At 61.2% G+C, this 16,729-nt stretch carries 22 protein-coding genes; 20 read left to right on the top strand and 2 right to left on the bottom strand.

The genetic code is table 11. From position 1 onward, the window contains the following. The first annotated feature begins 5 nt into the window (after positions 1-5). From rpsN to dsbD, 17 genes are all read left to right on the top strand, one after another. The gene (gene rpsN, locus AWB66_RS23845; RefSeq protein ID WP_087632568.1) at positions 6-311 is read left to right on the top strand and encodes a 30S ribosomal protein S14; all 306 of its coding nucleotides are present in this window, start codon (positions 6-8) and stop codon (positions 309-311) included. A 14-nt stretch (positions 312-325) separates the two neighbouring features. Further along, positions 326-721 carry a 30S ribosomal protein S8 gene (gene rpsH, locus AWB66_RS23840; protein WP_087632567.1) on the top strand — a complete coding sequence of 132 codons (396 nt, stop codon included), beginning with the start codon at positions 326-328 and terminating at the stop codon, positions 719-721. A gap of 18 nt (positions 722-739) precedes the next feature. After that, on the top strand, positions 740-1,273 hold the full coding sequence (rplF, locus tag AWB66_RS23835) for a 50S ribosomal protein L6 (RefSeq protein WP_087632566.1): 534 nt from the start codon (positions 740-742) through the stop codon (positions 1,271-1,273). Between the two features lie 12 nt (positions 1,274-1,285). Then, on the top strand, positions 1,286-1,651 hold the full coding sequence (gene rplR / locus AWB66_RS23830; RefSeq protein ID WP_087632565.1) for a 50S ribosomal protein L18: 366 nt from the start codon (positions 1,286-1,288) through the stop codon (positions 1,649-1,651). 14 nt (positions 1,652-1,665) lie between these two features. Further along, entirely contained in the window at positions 1,666-2,184 is a 519-nt protein-coding gene (gene rpsE, locus AWB66_RS23825) for a 30S ribosomal protein S5 (RefSeq protein WP_031361566.1), read from the top strand. A 14-nt stretch (positions 2,185-2,198) separates the two neighbouring features. Further along, a complete protein-coding gene (gene rpmD / locus AWB66_RS23820) occupies positions 2,199-2,381 on the top strand; it encodes a 50S ribosomal protein L30 (RefSeq protein WP_087632564.1) in 183 nt (60 codons plus the stop codon). 30 nt (positions 2,382-2,411) lie between these two features. Beyond that, the gene (rplO, locus tag AWB66_RS23815) at positions 2,412-2,846 is read left to right on the top strand and encodes a 50S ribosomal protein L15 (protein WP_062638160.1); all 435 of its coding nucleotides are present in this window, start codon (positions 2,412-2,414) and stop codon (positions 2,844-2,846) included. Between the two features lie 41 nt (positions 2,847-2,887). Further along, positions 2,888-4,234 (top strand): preprotein translocase subunit SecY, encoded by a 1,347-nt coding sequence (secY, locus tag AWB66_RS23810; protein ID WP_087632563.1) that lies wholly within the window; start codon positions 2,888-2,890, stop codon positions 4,232-4,234. Between the two features lie 9 nt (positions 4,235-4,243). After that, entirely contained in the window at positions 4,244-4,462 is a 219-nt protein-coding gene (gene infA / locus AWB66_RS23805) for a translation initiation factor IF-1 (protein WP_004521905.1), read from the top strand. 20 nt (positions 4,463-4,482) lie between these two features. Next, on the top strand, positions 4,483-4,599 hold the full coding sequence (rpmJ, locus tag AWB66_RS23800; protein ID WP_004199844.1) for a 50S ribosomal protein L36: 117 nt from the start codon (positions 4,483-4,485) through the stop codon (positions 4,597-4,599). Positions 4,600-4,640: 41 nt separating this feature from the next. Then, positions 4,641-5,006, top strand: a complete 366-nt coding sequence (gene rpsM, locus AWB66_RS23795) for a 30S ribosomal protein S13 (RefSeq protein ID WP_062638162.1) — start codon at positions 4,641-4,643, stop codon at positions 5,004-5,006. Positions 5,007-5,034: 28 nt separating this feature from the next. After that, entirely contained in the window at positions 5,035-5,439 is a 405-nt protein-coding gene (gene rpsK / locus AWB66_RS23790) for a 30S ribosomal protein S11 (protein ID WP_006052224.1), read from the top strand. 144 nt (positions 5,440-5,583) lie between these two features. Then, positions 5,584-6,207, top strand: coding sequence for a 30S ribosomal protein S4 (rpsD, locus tag AWB66_RS23785; protein WP_087632562.1), 624 nt, complete (start codon positions 5,584-5,586; stop codon positions 6,205-6,207). Between the two features lie 124 nt (positions 6,208-6,331). Further along, entirely contained in the window at positions 6,332-7,309 is a 978-nt protein-coding gene (locus AWB66_RS23780; protein ID WP_087632561.1) for a DNA-directed RNA polymerase subunit alpha, read from the top strand. A 151-nt stretch (positions 7,310-7,460) separates the two neighbouring features. Further along, positions 7,461-7,856, top strand: a complete 396-nt coding sequence (gene rplQ / locus AWB66_RS23775; RefSeq protein ID WP_062638165.1) for a 50S ribosomal protein L17 — start codon at positions 7,461-7,463, stop codon at positions 7,854-7,856. Positions 7,857-8,006: 150 nt separating this feature from the next. Beyond that, positions 8,007-8,351, top strand: coding sequence for a divalent-cation tolerance protein CutA (cutA, locus tag AWB66_RS23770; RefSeq protein WP_200819052.1), 345 nt, complete (start codon positions 8,007-8,009; stop codon positions 8,349-8,351). Continuing rightward, positions 8,344-10,185, top strand: a complete 1,842-nt coding sequence (gene dsbD / locus AWB66_RS23765; protein ID WP_087632560.1) for a protein-disulfide reductase DsbD — start codon at positions 8,344-8,346, stop codon at positions 10,183-10,185. Before cutA ends, dsbD begins: the two co-directional genes overlap by 8 nt. A 50-nt stretch (positions 10,186-10,235) precedes the next feature. Here the strand turns inward: dsbD and hemB are convergent, their stop codons facing one another. After that, positions 10,236-11,234: a porphobilinogen synthase gene (gene hemB, locus AWB66_RS23760; protein ID WP_125469775.1), complete on the bottom strand. Its 999-nt coding sequence runs from the start codon at positions 11,232-11,234 to the stop codon at positions 10,236-10,238. Between the two features lie 255 nt (positions 11,235-11,489). Continuing rightward, on the bottom strand, positions 11,490-12,152 hold the full coding sequence (yihA, locus tag AWB66_RS23755; RefSeq protein ID WP_087632559.1) for a ribosome biogenesis GTP-binding protein YihA/YsxC: 663 nt from the start codon (positions 12,150-12,152) through the stop codon (positions 11,490-11,492). A 277-nt stretch (positions 12,153-12,429) separates the two neighbouring features. On the opposite strand from yihA, the gene AWB66_RS23750 reads away from it, so the two are divergent. The 3 genes from AWB66_RS23750 to ccsB all read left to right on the top strand — a co-directional run bounded on the left by AWB66_RS23750 (position 12,430) and on the right by ccsB (position 16,709). Beyond that, entirely contained in the window at positions 12,430-13,086 is a 657-nt protein-coding gene (locus tag AWB66_RS23750; protein ID WP_087632588.1) for a c-type cytochrome, read from the top strand. A gap of 166 nt (positions 13,087-13,252) precedes the next feature. Next, a complete protein-coding gene (locus AWB66_RS23745; RefSeq protein ID WP_087632558.1) occupies positions 13,253-15,502 on the top strand; it encodes a cytochrome c biogenesis protein ResB in 2,250 nt (749 codons plus the stop codon). A 4-nt stretch (positions 15,503-15,506) separates the two neighbouring features. Continuing rightward, positions 15,507-16,709 (top strand): c-type cytochrome biogenesis protein CcsB, encoded by a 1,203-nt coding sequence (ccsB, locus tag AWB66_RS23740; RefSeq protein ID WP_087632557.1) that lies wholly within the window; start codon positions 15,507-15,509, stop codon positions 16,707-16,709. The last annotated feature ends 20 nt before the right edge of the window (positions 16,710-16,729 follow it).

Raw genomic sequence — 16,729 nt, 5'->3', positions numbered from 1 at the left:
TTACCGTGGCTAAACTGGCACTGATCGAACGTGAAAAGAAGCGTGCACGCCTCGCAGCCAAGTACGCTCCCAAGCGCGCTGAACTGAAAGCTGTGATCGACGACGCGAGCAAGTCGGATGAAGAGCGTTACCTCGCTCGCCTGGCTTTGCAACAACTGCCGCGTAATTCGAACCCGACTCGCAAGCGTAACCGCTGCGCGCTCACGGGTCGTCCGCGTGGCACGTTCCGTAAATTCGGACTGGCACGCAGCAAGATTCGTGAAATCGCTTTCCGCGGCGAAATCCCTGGCCTGACCAAGGCGAGCTGGTAATAGGAGAAACGTAAATGAGCATGAGTGATCCTATCGCCGATATGCTGACTCGCATCCGCAACGCGCAGATGGTCGAGAAGGTTTCGGTGACTATGCCCTCGTCGAAAGTCAAGGTTGCGATTGCGCAGGTTTTGAAGGACGAAGGTTATATCGACGATTTCGCAGTGAAGGCTGAAGGTGCGAAGTCGGAATTGAACATCGCGTTGAAGTACTACGCGGGCCGTCCAGTGATCGAGCGCATTGAGCGCGTTTCGAAGCCTGGCCTGCGTGTGTATCGCGGTCGCAACGACATTCCGGTGGTCATGAACGGCCTCGGTGTTGCAATCGTTTCGACGCCCCAAGGTGTGATGACTGATCGCAAGGCGCGCCAGACCGGCGTCGGCGGTGAAGTCCTCTGCTACGTCGCTTAACCGAAAAGGAGAAGAAACATGTCTCGAGTAGGTAAGAGCCCGATCGCGCTGCCGCAAGGCGCCGAAGTGGCCCTGAGCGGCGATGTCATCACCGTGAAGGGACCGCTGGGTACGATTTCGCGAGCGGCCAATCCGCTGGTGAAGGTGGAAAACGAGAACGGCACGCTCAATTTCGCGCCGGCTGATGAAAGCCGTGAAGCGAATGCGATGTCGGGCACGATGCGCGCACTGGTTGCGAACATGGTGAACGGCGTGACGAAGGGTTTCGAGCGCAAGCTGACGCTGGTTGGCGTCGGTTACCGCGCACAGGCGCAAGGCGACAAGTTGAACCTGTCGCTGGGTTTCTCGCACCCCGTGGTGCACCAGATGCCGGAAGGCGTTAAGGCTGAAACCCCGACGCAAACCGAAATCGTGATCAAGGGGATCGACAAGCAGCAAGTTGGCCAGGTCGCTGCGGAAGTTCGCGGTTACCGTCCGCCGGAGCCCTACAAGGGCAAGGGTGTGCGCTACGCTGGCGAAGTCGTTATCCTCAAAGAAACGAAGAAGAAGTAAGGGTGCGCAATCATGGATAAGACTCAATCTCGCCTGCGCCGCGCTCGTCAGACGCGTGTCAAGATCGCTGAACTGCAGGTCGCGCGTCTCGCCGTGCATCGCACGAACACGCATATCTATGCGCAAGTGTTCTCGCCGTGCGGCACGAAGGTGCTCGCAAGTGCATCGACGCTCGAAGCCGAAGTTCGCGCTGAGCTGGCTGACAAGTCGGGCAAGGGCGGCAACGTCAATGCTGCGACCGTGATCGGCAAGCGTATCGCTGAAAAGGCCAAGGCTGCCGGCGTCGAATCCGTCGCCTTCGACCGTTCGGGTTTCCGTTACCACGGCCGCGTGAAGGCGCTGGCTGATGCGGCGCGGGAAGCCGGACTCAAGTTCTAAGGGAAGAATTCGTCATGGCAAAGATGCAAGCGAACGTGAAGGCTGAAGAACGCGACGACGGCCTCCGCGAAAAGATGATCGCGGTCAACCGCGTGACCAAGGTGGTGAAGGGCGGCCGCATTCTCGGTTTTGCCGCACTGACCGTGGTCGGCGACGGTGATGGCCGCATCGGCATGGGCAAGGGCAAAGCGAAGGAAGTTCCGGTTGCTGTTCAAAAGGCAATGGAACAAGCCCGTCGCAACATGTTCAAGGTGCCGCTCAAGAACGGTACGCTGCAACACGAAGTGCACGGCAAGCACGGCGCATCCGCAGTCCTCCTCGCTCCGGCGAAGGATGGTACGGGCGTGATCGCTGGCGGTCCGATGCGCGCAGTGTTCGACGTAATGGGCGTGCAAAACGTGGTGGCGAAGAGCCACGGCTCGACGAACCCGTACAACCTCGTTCGTGCGACGCTCGACGGTCTGCGCAAGCAGTCGACCCCGGGCGACATCGCGGCGAAGCGGGGCAAGTCCGTCGAAGATATTTTGGGCTAAGCCTCGAGGTCACCATGTCTGATAAAACTGTCAAGGTTCAGCTCGTCAAGAGCCTGATTGGGACCCGCGAAACGCACCGTGCAACGGTGCGTGGCCTGGGCCTGCGCCGACTCAACTCGGTCAGCGAACTGCAGGATACGCCGGCAGTTCGTGGAATGATCAACAAGGTTTCGTACCTTGTTAAGGTCATCGACTGAACGGCTGACTAGGGATTCAAGGAGTTGAATATGGAATTGAATAACCTGAAGCCGGCAGAAGGCGCGAAGCACGCAAAGCGTCGCGTCGGTCGCGGTATCGGCTCCGGCCTCGGCAAGACCGCGGGTCGCGGTCACAAGGGTCAGAAGTCGCGTTCGGGCGGCTTCCACAAGGTCGGCTTCGAAGGCGGTCAAATGCCGCTGCAACGCCGTCTGCCGAAGCGTGGCTTCACCTCGCTGACGAAGGAATTCGTCGGTGAAGTGCGCCTGTCGGACTTGGAAGCACTGCCGGTCGACGAAATCGATTTGTTGGCACTGAAGCAAGCGGGTCTGGTCGGCGAGCTCATCAAGAGCGCGAAGATCATCAAGACCGGCGAACTGAAGCGCAAGATCACGGTGAAGGGCCTCGGTGCTACCAAGGGCGCCCGTGCAGCAATCGAAGCCGCTGGCGGCTCGTTCGCCGAGTAACGCGCTTTTGCCGTTACTAGCAATAGCATCGGAGAAGGTTCTTGGCTAACAGCCCGAGTCTCGCAAAACCCGGTCGAAGCGCGGCGAAGTTTGGCGATTTGCGTCGGCGTGCAGTGTTCCTGCTGCTGGCGCTGGTCGTCTACCGTGTCGGCGCGCATATTCCGGTGCCGGGTATCGACCCGGACCAACTGGCCAAGTTGTTCCAGAGCCAGTCGGGCGGCATCCTAGGCATGTTCAACATGTTCTCGGGTGGCGCGTTGTCGCGGTTCACGATTTTTGCGCTGGGCATCATGCCCTACATTTCGGCGTCGATCATCATGCAGTTGCTGTCGATCGTGTCGCCGCAAATGGAGGCGCTGAAGAAGGAAGGACAAGCGGGGCAACGCAAGATCACGCAGTACACGCGAATCTTCACGGTGGTCCTCGCGACGTTCCAGGCTTTCGGTATCGCAGTCGCGCTGGAGAATCAGCCGGCTCTCGTGCTCGATCCTGGCATGGTCTTTCGTCTGACGACGGTCGTCACGCTGGTGACGGGCACGATGTTCCTGATGTGGCTGGGTGAGCAGATCACGGAACGCGGTCTCGGCAACGGCATCTCGATCATCATCTTCGGCGGTATCGCGGCGGGTTTCCCGAATGCGATCGGTGGGCTGTTCGAGCTGGTTCGCACCGGTTCGATGAGCATCATCTCGGCGATCATCATCGTGGTGTTGATTGCGGCGGTCACGTATCTGGTTGTGTTCATCGAACGCGGTCAGCGCAAGATCCTCGTCAATTATGCAAAGCGCCAGGTCGGTAACAAGATTTACGGCGGCCAGTCTTCGCATTTGCCGCTGAAGCTGAACATGTCGGGTGTGATTCCGCCGATTTTCGCATCGTCGATCATCCTCTTCCCGGCAACCATCCTGAACTGGTTCAGTTCGGGTACGCGGACCGGCTGGTTCGCAAACACGCTGCACAACGTGGCCGAGGCTTTGAAGCCGGGTCAGCCCGTGTACGTGTTGCTGTACGCGTTGGCGATCGTGTTCTTCTGCTTCTTCTACACCGCGCTGGTGTTCAACAGCAGAGAGACGGCCGACAACTTGAAGAAGAGCGGTGCATTCGTTCCTGGGATCCGCCCGGGCGACCAGACCGCACGGTATATCGACCGCATCCTCACGCGTCTGACGCTGGCCGGTGCGATCTACATCGTGTTTGTGTGCTTGCTGCCTGAGTTCCTGGTATTGCGCTGGAACGTACCGTTTTATTTTGGTGGAACGTCGCTGCTGATCATTGTCGTCGTCACGATGGACTTCATGGCGCAGGTGCAGTCGTACGTTATGTCGCAACAGTATGAGTCACTGCTTAAGAAGGCCAACTTCAAGGGCGGCAACGTCCCGATGCGCTAATTAAGGACTATGGCCAAAGACGATGTAATCCAGATGCAGGGCGAGGTGATTGAAAACCTCCCCAATGCTACTTTCCGGGTGAAGTTGGAAAATGGCCATGTGGTGCTGGGGCATATTTCCGGGAAAATGCGGATGCACTACATCCGCATTCTGCCGGGCGACAAAGTTACGGTTGAATTGACGCCTTACGATCTGTCTCGTGCAAGGATCGTGTTCCGGGCGAAGTGATTTGAAAAAAGGGTAATATCATGAAAGTGATGGCATCGGTTAAGCGCATTTGCCGCAATTGCAAGATCATCAAGCGCAAGGGCGTTGTGCGCGTGATTTGCAGCTCTGATCCGCGCCACAAACAGCGTCAAGGCTGAACGCCGCGCTTTTGCTTGCGCTTTTTGTTTGAGGAAAAACAATGGCTCGTATCGCAGGGGTTAACATCCCGAATCACCAGCATACCGAAATCGGCCTGACGGCTATTTTCGGTGTCGGACGCACGCGTGCTCGCGGCATCTGTGTCGCTTCTGGTGTGGAATTTTCGAAGAAGGTCAAGGACCTCACCGACGCAGACCTCGAAAAGCTGCGTGACGAAGTGGGCAAGTTCATCGTCGAAGGCGACCTCCGTCGCGAAGTGACGATGAACATCAAGCGCCTGATGGATCTGGGCTGCTACCGCGGCGTGCGCCATCGCAAGGGTCTGCCCATGCGCGGCCAGCGTACGCGTACCAATGCCCGTACGCGCAAGGGTCCGCGTCGTGCAGCGCAATCGCTGAAGAAGTAAGCGGAATTGACAGTTACAGGAAAACGTAATGGCTAAGGCTTCGAACAACTCCGCGGCGCAACGCGTTCGCAAGAAGGTCAAGAAGAACGTCGCCGAGGGCGTGGTTCACGTTCACGCGTCGTTCAACAACACCATCATCACGATCACCGATCGTCAAGGCAACGCGCTTGCCTGGGCAACGTCGGGTGGCCAAGGCTTCAAGGGCTCGCGCAAGTCGACGCCGTTTGCAGCTCAGGTCGCAGCGGAATCGGCTGGTCGCGTGGCGATGGAATACGGCGTGAAGAACCTCGAAGTGCGGATCAAGGGCCCTGGCCCTGGTCGCGAATCGGCGGTGCGCGCGCTGCATGGTCTTGGCATCAAGATCACCGCGATCTCCGACGTGACGCCGGTCCCGCACAACGGCTGCCGTCCGCCGAAGCGTCGTCGTATCTAAGACGCCGCTGTCGCAAACCTCCTGCTGGTGCTAGCGCGCCGGCGGGATGCTTGCGTTATGAATTTGACTAAGCCCACCGTTCGGCCCAGAGGGTTCGAACTAGCGCGGACGACAGTCTGCGTGATCAATTTTTAAGGATGCAAAGTGGCACGCTATACCGGTCCTAAAGCCAAGCTGTCCCGCCGTGAAGGCACTGACCTCTTCCTGAAGAGCGCGCGTCGTTCGCTCGCTGACAAGTGCAAGCTCGATAGCAAGCCTGGTCAGCATGGCCGCACGTCGGGCGCTCGTACGTCCGACTACGGCACGCAGTTGCGCGAAAAGCAAAAAGTCAAGCGCATCTACGGCGTGCTCGAGCGCCAGTTCCGCCGTTACTTCGCCGAAGCCGATCGCCGCAAGGGCCCGACGGGTGAAAACCTGCTGCAATTGCTCGAATCGCGTCTCGACAACGTCGTGTATCGCATGGGCTTCGGCTCGACGCGCGCAGAAGCACGTCAGCTCGTGAGCCACAAGTCGATCACGGTGAACGGCCAGGTCGCGAACATCCCGTCGCTGCAAGTGAAGGCGGGCGACGTGGTTGCCGTGCGTGAACAGTCGCGCAAGCAGGCTCGTATCGTCGAAGCGCTTTCGCTGGCTGAACAAGGCGGCATGGCGAGCTGGGTTTCGGTCGATGCCAAGAAGTTCGAAGGCACGTTCAAGGCAATGCCGGAACGCAGTGACATCGCTGGCGACATCAACGAAAGCCTGATCGTCGAATTGTATTCGCGGTAATCGGATTAGCGGCCGGGGGACCCTGATTGCCGAGGGCAAGGGGTGGCCTCGGCTGTTTATTTTCAGGTTGTTACCGGTCAGCCTTATCGGTGTAACGAGCCGAGGGTATTGAAAAGGAAAACCTATGCAAACCAGTTTGTTGAAGCCCAAGATTATTGCAGTTGAATCGCTTGGCGACAGCCACGCGAAAGTGGTCATGGAGCCGTTCGAACGCGGTTACGGCCACACCTTGGGTAACGCGCTTCGGCGCGTGCTGCTGTCGTCGATGGTGGGCTACGCGCCGACGGAAGTGACGATCGCAGGCGTCGTGCATGAATATTCGACGCTCGACGGTGTGCAAGAGGATGTGGTCAACCTGCTGTTGAACCTGAAGGGCGTCGTTTTCAAGCTGCACAACCGTGACGAAGTGACCGTCACGCTGCGCAAGGAAGGCGAAGGGCTCGTCACGGCCGGCGATATCGAACTCGCGCATGATTGCGAGGTCATCAATCCCGAGCACGTGATTGCGCATCTGTCGAAGGGCGGCAAGCTCGACGTTCAGATCAAGATCGAAAAGGGCCGCGGCTACGTGCCGGGCAACGTGCGTCGCTATGGCGAAGAGTCGGCCAAGATCATCGGTCGTATCGTGCTGGACGCGTCGTTCTCGCCGGTTCGCCGCGTGAGCTATGCCGTCGAAAGTGCGCGTGTCGAACAGCGTACCGACCTCGACAAGCTCGTGATGAACATCGAAACCAACGGCGTGATTTCGCCCGAGGAAGCGATTCGCCAGTCCGCGCGTATCCTGGTCGATCAGTTGTCGGTCTTCGCTGCACTGGAAGGCACCGAAGCAGCGGCGGAAGCACCGTCGCGCGCGCCGCAGATCGATCCGATCCTGCTGCGTCCGGTGGATGATCTGGAACTCACGGTTCGCTCGGCGAACTGCCTGAAGGCCGAGAACATCTACTACATCGGCGATCTGATCCAGCGCACGGAAAACGAACTGCTGAAGACGCCGAATCTGGGTCGCAAGTCGCTGAACGAAATCAAGGAAGTCTTGGCTTCGCGCGGTCTGACGCTCGGCATGAAGCTCGAAAACTGGCCGCCGGCTGGTCTCGACAAGTAAGACAACGCTGTACGCGTAACTGGTCAAGACGCGGATTTTCCTTTAAAATCCGCGTCTTGCCTTTTTTCTCGACCGGCCCGTGCGTTTTTCGGATGCAATACGCCGACGCAATAGAAGAGCTGGATCAAAACTCAAGTGATAGGAACTGAAAATGCGCCATAAGCATGGTTTGCGGAAACTGAACCGCACGAGCAGCCACCGTCTGGCAATGCTCCGTAACATGTCGAATTCGCTGATCGAGCACGAAGTCATCAAGACGACGCTGCCGAAGGCGAAGGAACTCCGTAAAGTCGTCGAGCCGTTGATCACGCTCGGCAAGAAGCCGTCGCTGGCAAATCGTCGTCTGGCGTTCAACCGCCTGCGCGATCGCGATTCCGTCGCGAAGCTGTTCGACGTGCTCGGCCCGCGCTACGCGAGCCGTCCGGGTGGCTACCTGAGCATCCTGAAGTTCGGCTTCCGCGTTGGCGATAATGCGCCGATGGCACTCGTCCAGTTGATGGACCGTCCGGAAGTCGCAGACGCCGACGAAGTGCAAGAAGCTGAATAAGCGCGCTTGCGCAGGAATCGAAAAGGTCAGGCTTTGCCTGGCCTTTTTTTGTTTGGCGCGCCGTGTGATGCGCGCGGTCGTCGCATCGGATGGACGTGGGGCGTCGGTGCTACGATACGTGCGTACCTTTTCCGACCGCTCCCGCACGCGATGAACCCCGAAGTGAATCCACCGGTTGTCCTGATCCTCACGACGCTTCCCGACGCCGCTACCGCCAGCGCGCTCGCGCAAAAGGCGCTTGACGCCCGGCTCGCCGCATGTGTGACGGATTACGGCGCAGTGCGCTCTCGTTATCACTGGCAAGGGCAGGTGGAAACGGCGGACGAAATCCAAGTACTGTTCAAAACCTCGATCGCCCGCAGCGACGAATTGCGGCGCTTCATTGCTTCGAATCATCCCTACGAAACACCCGAAATTCTCTCGTGGCAGGCGGAATCAGCGCTCGGTTACGGGCGGTGGGTCATCGCGGAAACTTCACGTCCTCTTCATGTTTAAGTCTTCTGGCGCCTTTGCGCGTCGCGTGTTCGCGGCCGTCGCCTATTTGCTCTCGTGTTGCGTCCTGTTGCTCGGGGCGTCGAACGTCGCGCGCGCGGCGGACGATTTCCTCGATCCCGCTGTCGCGTTCAAGTTCAGCGCGACTGAACGTCCCGGTGAGATCGAGGTGCGGTACAAGATCGCGGATGGCTACTACATGTATCGCGAGCGGTTTGCATTCGCGGCGAAAAGCGGCGCGGCGACGCTCGGCGACCCGCAATTGCCCGCGGGCAAAGTGCACTTCGATCAGACGTTCAACAAGGACGTCGAAACCTATCGCGGCGACCTCGTCATTCGCATCCCGGTCAAGCAGGCGAGCGGCCCGTTCGATATCGCCGTGACGTCGCAGGGCTGTGCCGACCAGGGCATCTGCTATCCGCCGATGGAGCGCGTGTACCGTGTCAGCGGCGCGGCGCTTCAGGTCGCCGGTGCCACCGCCACCGCTCCGCCGGACCGCGCCGACCCGCCTTGGTACGACCGAGCCACAAGCGCCGATTACGCGCAATCGCTGCTCGAAGGCGGCGGCTTTTTCGCGGTCATCGGGCTGTATTTCGTCGCGGGCGTCGTCCTGAGTCTCTTGCCGTGCTCGTATCCGATGATTCCGATCCTCTCGGCGATCATCATCGGTGAGGGCGCGCGCGTCACGCGGGCGCGCGGGTTTGCGCTGTCGTCGGCTTATGTCTTCGGGATGGCGCTCGTCTATACCGCGCTGGGAATCGCGGCTGCGCTCGTCGGGCAGAGTCTCGGCGCGTGGCTCCAGAATCCGTGGGTGCTCGGCGCGTTCGGCGTCCTGCTGACGGTTTTCGCGCTGACGCTCATCGCGGGCTTCGACTTCGCGCTGCCCGAGCGCTGGCAAAGCGGCGTCAACGCGGCGTCGCAGAAGCGCTCCGGCGGGAAGTTCGCCGCCGTGATGGCGATGGGCGCGCTGTCGGCGCTGGTCGTGGGCGCCTGTATGACGGCGCCGCTGTTCGCCGTGCTCGCGTTCATTGCGCATACCGGCAGCGCGGTGCTGGGAGCCGCCGCGTTGTTCTCGATGGGCGTCGGGCTCGGTGTGCCGCTGCTCATCATCGGACTGGGCGCCGGCACCCTGCTGCCGCGCGCGGGTTCGTGGATGGACGGCGTAAAGGTCTTTTTTGGCGTGGTGCTGCTCGGGGCGGCCTTGTGGATCGTCTGGCCCGTGCTGGGCGGCGTCGGGCAAATGCTGCTCGCCGCGCTGTGGCTGCTGATCTCGGCGGCGGCGCTCGGCCTTTTCGCGGCGGGCGCGGCGACCCTGACGATCTGGCGACGTCTCGGCCGCGGCCTCGGCGCCGCGCTCGCGATCTGGGCCGCGACGCTGCTCGTGGGCCTCGCCGCCGGTTCGACCGATCCGTTGCGTCCGCTTGCCGTGTTCGCCGCGCGCGGTAGCGGCGGCGGTGTCACGCAACAGGCGCAGAGCCCGACATTCGCGCCGGTGCGTTCATCGACGGAACTGGACCTCGCCGTGAAAGCAGCGGCGCGACCGGCGATGCTGGATTTCTATGCCGACTGGTGCGTGTCCTGCAAGGAAATGGAGCACCTGACGTTCAGCGATCCGCGCGTGCGGGCGCGCCTTGCGCAGTTGAACCTGCTGCGCGCCGACGTCACCGCGAACAATGCCGACGACCAGGCTTTGCTCAAGCGCTTCAAACTATTCGGCCCGCCCGGGATCATCTTTTTCGACGCTCAAGGCAACGAAAAGGCGCGCGTCGTGGGGTACGAATCGCCGGAGAAATTCCTGAAGAGCATGGAAAAACTCGGCACCGCGCCGACCACATAAAAAAAGGGGCGATGCCAACGGCATCGCCCCTTTTTCCAATGCAGAAACGCTTACTTCGATGCCCGCAAGATGCGCGCGGCGTCGAGCGCGAAATACGTCAGCACGCCATCCGCGCCCGCGCGCTTGAACGCGAGCAGTGATTCCATCATCGCCTTGTCGTGATCGAGCCAGCCGTTCTGCGTGGCCGCCTTGATCATCGCGTATTCGCCGCTCACCTGATACACGTAGGTCGGGAAGCGGAATTCCTCCTTCACGCGATAGACGATGTCGAGATACGGCATGCCGGGCTTCACCATCACCATGTCGGCGCCTTCCTCGATGTCCATGCGCACCTCGCGCAGCGCTTCGTCGGAATTCGCCGGGTCCATCTGATACGTCATCTTGTTGCCCTTGCCGAGATTCGCAGCCGAGCCGACCGCATCGCGGAAAGGCCCGTAGAACGCCGACGCGAACTTCGCGGCGTAGGCCATGATGCGCGTATGGATGTGGCCCTCGCTTTCCAGCATCTCGCGAATCGCGCCGATACGGCCGTCCATCATGTCCGACGGTGCGACGATGTCGACGCCCGCTTCAGCCTGCGTTCGCGCCTGCTCGACCAGGATTTCGCTCGTTTCGTCGTTCTTCACGTAGCCATCTTCGTCGAGCACGCCGTCCTGGCCGTGGCTCGTGTACGGGTCGAGCGCGACATCGGTCAGCACGCCCAGCTCCGGGAAGTGCTTCTTCAGCTCGCGCACGGCACGCGGAATCAGGCCCTCGGCGTTGGTCGCCTCGCGACCGTCGGGCGTCTTCAGCGAAGGCTCGATGGCCGGGAAAAGCGACAGCACCGGCACGCCGAGTTCGACGCATTGTTCGGCCACTTTCATCAGCAGATCGACGGAGGTGCGCTCGACGCCGGGCATCGACGGCACGGCCTGCCGCACGTTCGTTCCTTCGACGATGAAAACCGGGTAGATCAGATCGTTCGTGGTGAGGAGGTTTTCGCGCATCAGGCGGCGCGTGAAGTCGTCGCGGCGCATGCGGCGCGGACGGTGATGCGGATAGAAACTCATGATGTCGTCGACGTGGGGGATTCGATTGATCGCGGGCGCGGGCTGGCTCGAAGCCTCGCTGGCTGTGCCGCGCGGGCCCGTCCAGAAACTTTTCAAGACAATGGTATATCATACCGATCGAGCTAGGCGCTTTGCGCTGAACTCCCCGCTTCTCCTCCCTGAGCGGGTGCCTGTCGTTATTCGATTAGGCTGTTTGACCCGCCGTCATGCGGCGGGTTTTTTTATGCGCGGCCGCTTTTCACATGAAAAGCCGGTTCACTGCGACGCGTCTTCGGCTTCGCTCTCGCCCGCCGCTTCAGGGATCAGCCAGCTTTCCACGAGTTCGTGCGCCTCTTCGATGCCGGTGCGTTTGAGCGCCGAAAAAAGCTGCACCGTCAGTTCCCCGCGATACCCCGCCGCCTTGTAATCCGCGAACGATTTCTTCGTCGCGCGCAGGGCGTTGGTCATCTCCTGTCGCGTCAATTTGTCGCATTTGGTGAGGAGCGCGTGGATCGGCTTACCCGTCGGCGCGAACCAGTCGATCATGATCTGATCGAGTTCGGTCAGCGGCCGGCGCGAGTCCATCATCAGGATCATCCCGCAAAGCTGGGCGCGGCTTTGCAGGTAAGTGGAGAGCAGTTGCTGCCAGTGCGCCTTCGCGGCGCCCGGCACTTCGGCGTAGCCGTAACCCGGCAAATCGACGAGATGCGCGACGGGCGCGTCGGCCGGACCGACCGAGAAGTAATTGATATGCTGTGTGCGTCCCGGTGTCTTGCTCGCGAAAGCCAGCCGTTTCTGATTGCACAGGATGTTGATCGCGGTCGACTTGCCCGCGTTCGAGCGTCCGGCGAACGCGATTTCGGGCTGCGGCGTGGGCGGCAAATCGCGCAGATGATTGACCGTCGTGAAGAAACGGGCTTGATGGAGCAGGAATGACATTGGCGGGCCGATTGAGAAAGCTGTGAGAACCCAAGCCTTGAGAACCCCGTAAATACTGGGCTCGCCCCGACTGGCGTCTTTGCGATTAGCGGGTTATTGTACAATACGGCGGTTTTCGAAAAGACCAGCAAGGGCGCGCAAGACCCAAGCCAGATAAGGAGCGGGACGGATTTTCGGGCATTTTTCGAGCCCTTCGTTCGGGTATCTTGTGGCGAAAAAGGTCGCCGTCGTTTTGCAGAACCTCACATTCTCACAAGACGAAAAACAGGGTACGCGAATGAACCGACTGTACAAGTCTCTGATGGTGCTTCAAGTTGCAGCAACGTTCGGTGGATTGGCAGTGTCAGGACAAGCGGCGGAGCCCGCCCAGCCTGCGAAACCGGATCTGAACCGGGGACAGGCAATCGCAACCCAGGTATGTGCCGCGTGTCACGCGGCGGACGGCAACAGCGCCGGCGCGGCGTTTCCGAAGCTCGCGGGCCAGCATGCCGAATACATCGTCAAGCAGTTGAAGGATTACAAGACGCAACCCGGCGCAAAGGCGCCGGCGCGCAACAATCCGATCATGGCGGGCATCGCGAGCGCGCTGTCGGATCAGGATGCGGTCAACGTCGCGGCTTACTTCGCGTCGCAGAAGACCAAACCGGGCTTCGCGCGCGACAAGAACACCGTCGCGCTCGGCCAGAAGATCTACCGCGGCGGCATCGCGGACAAGGGCGTGCCGGCGTGCGCGGCCTGTCACGGCGCCACCGGCATGGGTATTCCGGTGCAGTATCCGCGGCTCTCGTGGCAGTGGGGCGACTACACGGCGGCGCAGTTGACCGCGTTCGCCCAGGGCACGCGTAACAACAGCGAGCCGATGCACACGATCTCGCTGCGCCTCACCGATGCGGAGATCAAGGCGGTGTCGGATTACATCGCGGGATTGCATTAAGCTTCACGCGTCAAAGAGCGTGGCAGCCGCGCATGGCGTCGCCACGCAGCAGTCGCCCATATTACGAAGCCGGTCCGACGAGACCGGCGCAAACAAGAAAAGGGTGGGACGTCGGTCAATGACCGCTGGCGTCTCCACCCTTTTTTGCTGTCCAGTCGGAGTTTGAATGAGCGTCACCACCTCGGGAATGCAGTCGAAGTCGAGTCGTCGGGCTGTCAGGCATTTCGTCGAACTCGTCAGTTCGATGCGGTTCGCGATCGCCTTGCTCGTCGTGCTTGCGATCGCGAGCATCATCGGCACGGTTCTCACGCAGGAAGATCCGTATCCGAATTACGTCAACCAGTTCGGACCGTTCTGGGCCGACATCTTCCGTGGCTTGAGCCTCTACACCGTGTACAGCGCGTGGTGGTTCATGGTCATCATGATCTTTCTGGTGATCTCGGTGTCGCTATGCGTGATCCGCAACGGCCCGAAGATGATCGCCGACATGAAGAGCTGGAAGGACCGCGTGCGCGAAGGCAGCCTGCGCGCGTTCCATCACAAGGGCGAGTACGCGGTGACGACGAACCGCGCCGAAACCGCCGCGACCTTGCAGCGCCTTTCGACGAAACTCGGCTACAAGCTCGTCACGCGCGAAACCGAAAGCGGCGCGACGCTGATCGCGGCCAAGCGCGGCGCGCTCACGAAACTCGGCTATATCTCGGCGCATCTGGCGATCGTCGTGATTTGCCTCGGCGGCTTGATCGACAGCAACCTGCCGATCAAGCTGCAGATGTGGCTCTTCAACAAGACGCCGGTCAGCACGAACGCCGTCATCAACGACATCCCGCGTGAGCATCGCCTTTCGTCGACCAATCCGACGTTTCGCGGTTACGCGTGGGTGCCCGAGGGACAGTACGTCGGCACGGCGATCCTGAACCAGCAGGACGGCTCGCTGATCCAGGACCTGCCGTTCTCCATTCAACTCGACAAGTTCATCGTCGATTACTACTCGACCGGCATGCCGAAGCTCTTCGCGAGCGACATCGTTGTGACGGACCACGCGACCGGCAAGCGCATTCCGGCGCGCATCGAAGTGAACAAGCCGTTCACCTACGACGGCATCTCGATCTACCAGTCGAGTTTCCAGGACGGCGGCTCGAAGCTCGAAATGACCGCGTGGCCGATGGCCGGCGACAGCCCCAAAACGATGCCGTTTAACGGCGCGATCGGCGGGACGGCGCCGATCAGTTCGCAGATGATCGGCGCAAAAGGCGACACGGTCGAATTCACCGATTTCCGCGCGATCAACGTCGAGAACGTGACGAACGGCAGCGGGCAGGTCGATGCGCGCGGCGTCGGCCAGACGCATTCGCTCAAGCAGGCTTTCGACGAACGCCTGGGTTCGGGCGCGAAGACCTCGAAGCCGAACGACCTGCGCAACGTCGGGCCGTCGGTGCAGTACAAGGTGCGCGGCACGGACGGCCAGGCGCGCGAATACAACAACTACATGCTGCCGGTCGATGTCGGCGGCCAGCAGATGTTCCTCGCCGGCATGCGCGCAAGCCCGAACGACCCGTTCCGCTACCTGCGCATTCCCGCCGACGAACAGAACTCGGTCAAGCAGTGGATGCTGCTGCGCGCGGCGCTCGCGACGCCGGCGACACGCATCGAGGCGGCGCGTCGCTTCGCGCAGCGCTCGGTGCCGCAATCGAGCGGCGAGTTGCAGAAGCATCTGGAAGAGAGCGCCGTTCGGGTGCTGAATCTCTTCGCGGGCGCCGACGAATCCGGCGCAATGCAGGCGAACGGCACGCAAAACGGCCAGGTGAACGGCGGCTTCCAGGCGATCGCGAGCTTCATCGACCGCTCGGTGCCGAAGGGCGAGCAGGAAAAGGCGGCGGGGCTCCTGCTGCGCATGCTGGAAGGCGCGACGTGGGACGTGTGGCAGATCGCACGCGTGCAGAACGGCCTGCCGGAAGCCAAGGTCGACGAAAAAACGACCGCGTTCGTACAATCGTCGATCAACGCGCTTTCCGACAGCTTTCTGTACGGATCGCCGGTTTTCCTGCAACTGGACTCGTTCAAGCAGATCCAGGCGTCGGTGTTCCAGCTCACGCGCGCGCCGGGTAAAAAACTGGTGTATCTTGGCAGCCTCCTGCTCGTACTCGGCATTTTCGCGATGTTCTACGTCCGCGAACGCCGGCTCTGGTTCTGGCTCAAAGATAAAGACGGGGGCGGCGCGACCGTGCTGATGGCAATGTCCACCGCGCGCAGAACGCTCGACTTCGAAAAGGAATTCCGGGAGACGCGCGATACCGTTGCCGCCGCGCTCGGCGGCCGGCCGGTCGAAGCCAGCGAGGCGGCCGAAGCCGTCCCGGCGTCGCAACCCGCCGCCGCGCACTCCGAATCCGTCGGCTCGCACGAATCAACTCGGTAAGATCATGGCTCTCACTCAAGCTTCCTCCCGTTCGACTCCGGCCGCGCAGACGCCCGCACCGAGCCCCGCCGATGCGTCCCTGTTCGACGACCGTCCGTTCCTGAAGAAACTCGGCGCGCTCGACTGGCTGTTCGCGCTAGCGATGGTGGCGGGCGCGGGTTTCGCGCTGAACCGCTACTACCCGTTCATGGATTATTACGACAAGGCGGTGCTGATCGCAGCCGTGCCGACCTTCGTCGTGCTCGGCTGGCGCTGGAAGCCGGTGCGGCTCCTGATCGCGATGATCGCGTTGCTGTCGCTCACGGCAATCCAGCTTTATCACGCCGACCTCGCCCGCGCCGACACCACCTTCTTCCTGAAGTATTTCCTGTCGAGCCAGTCCGCGATTCTGTGGATGAGCGCGCTTTTCGTGCTCGCGACGGTGTTCTACTGGATCGGTCTTCTGTCACGCTCGGCGACGGGCGGCGCGATCGGCTCGCGCATGACGTGGGTCGCGGTGCTGATGGGCTTCGTCGGCCTGATGGTGCGCTGGTACGAGTCGTATCTGATCGGGACGGACGTCGGGCACATTCCGATTTCGAATCTGTATGAAGTCTTCGTGCTGTTCTGCCTGATCACGTCGCTGTTCTATCTCTACTACGAGCAGCATTACGCGACGCGCGCGATGGGCGCGTTCGTGCTGCTCGTGATCGGCGCGGCGGTAGGCTTCCTGATGTGGTACTCGATCGCCCGCGACGCCCAGCAGATCCAGCCGCTCGTCCCGGCGCTGCAAAGCTGGTGGATGAAGATCCACGTTCCGGCGAATTTCATCGGTTATGGCAGCTTCGCGCTGTCGGCGATGGTGTCGGTCGCGTATCTGGCGAAGCAACGTGGTGTGCTCGCCGACCGTCTGCCGTCGCTCGAAGTGCTCGACGACGTCATGTACAAGTCGATCGCGGTGGGCTTCGCGTTCTTCACCATCGCGACGATCCTCGGCGCGCTGTGGGCCGCCGAAGCGTGGGGCGGCTACTGGAGCTGGGACCCGAAGGAAACGTGGGCGCTGATCGTCTGGCTGAACTACGCGGCGTGGCTTCACATGCGCCTGATGAAGGGCCTGCGCGGCGCCGCCGCCGCGTGGTGGGCGCTGACGGGACTGATCGTCACGACCTTCGCGTTCCTCGGCGTCAACATGTTCCTTTCGGGGCTGCATAGCTACGGCAAGCTGTAATCCGGCGAGCCGTCGCCCGA

The organism is Caballeronia telluris (genome assembly GCF_001544495.1).
In the GTDB taxonomy this organism is placed as follows: Bacteria; Pseudomonadota; Gammaproteobacteria; order Burkholderiales; family Burkholderiaceae; genus Caballeronia; species Caballeronia telluris.
This window is presented reverse-complemented; position numbering and strand designations above follow the sequence as displayed.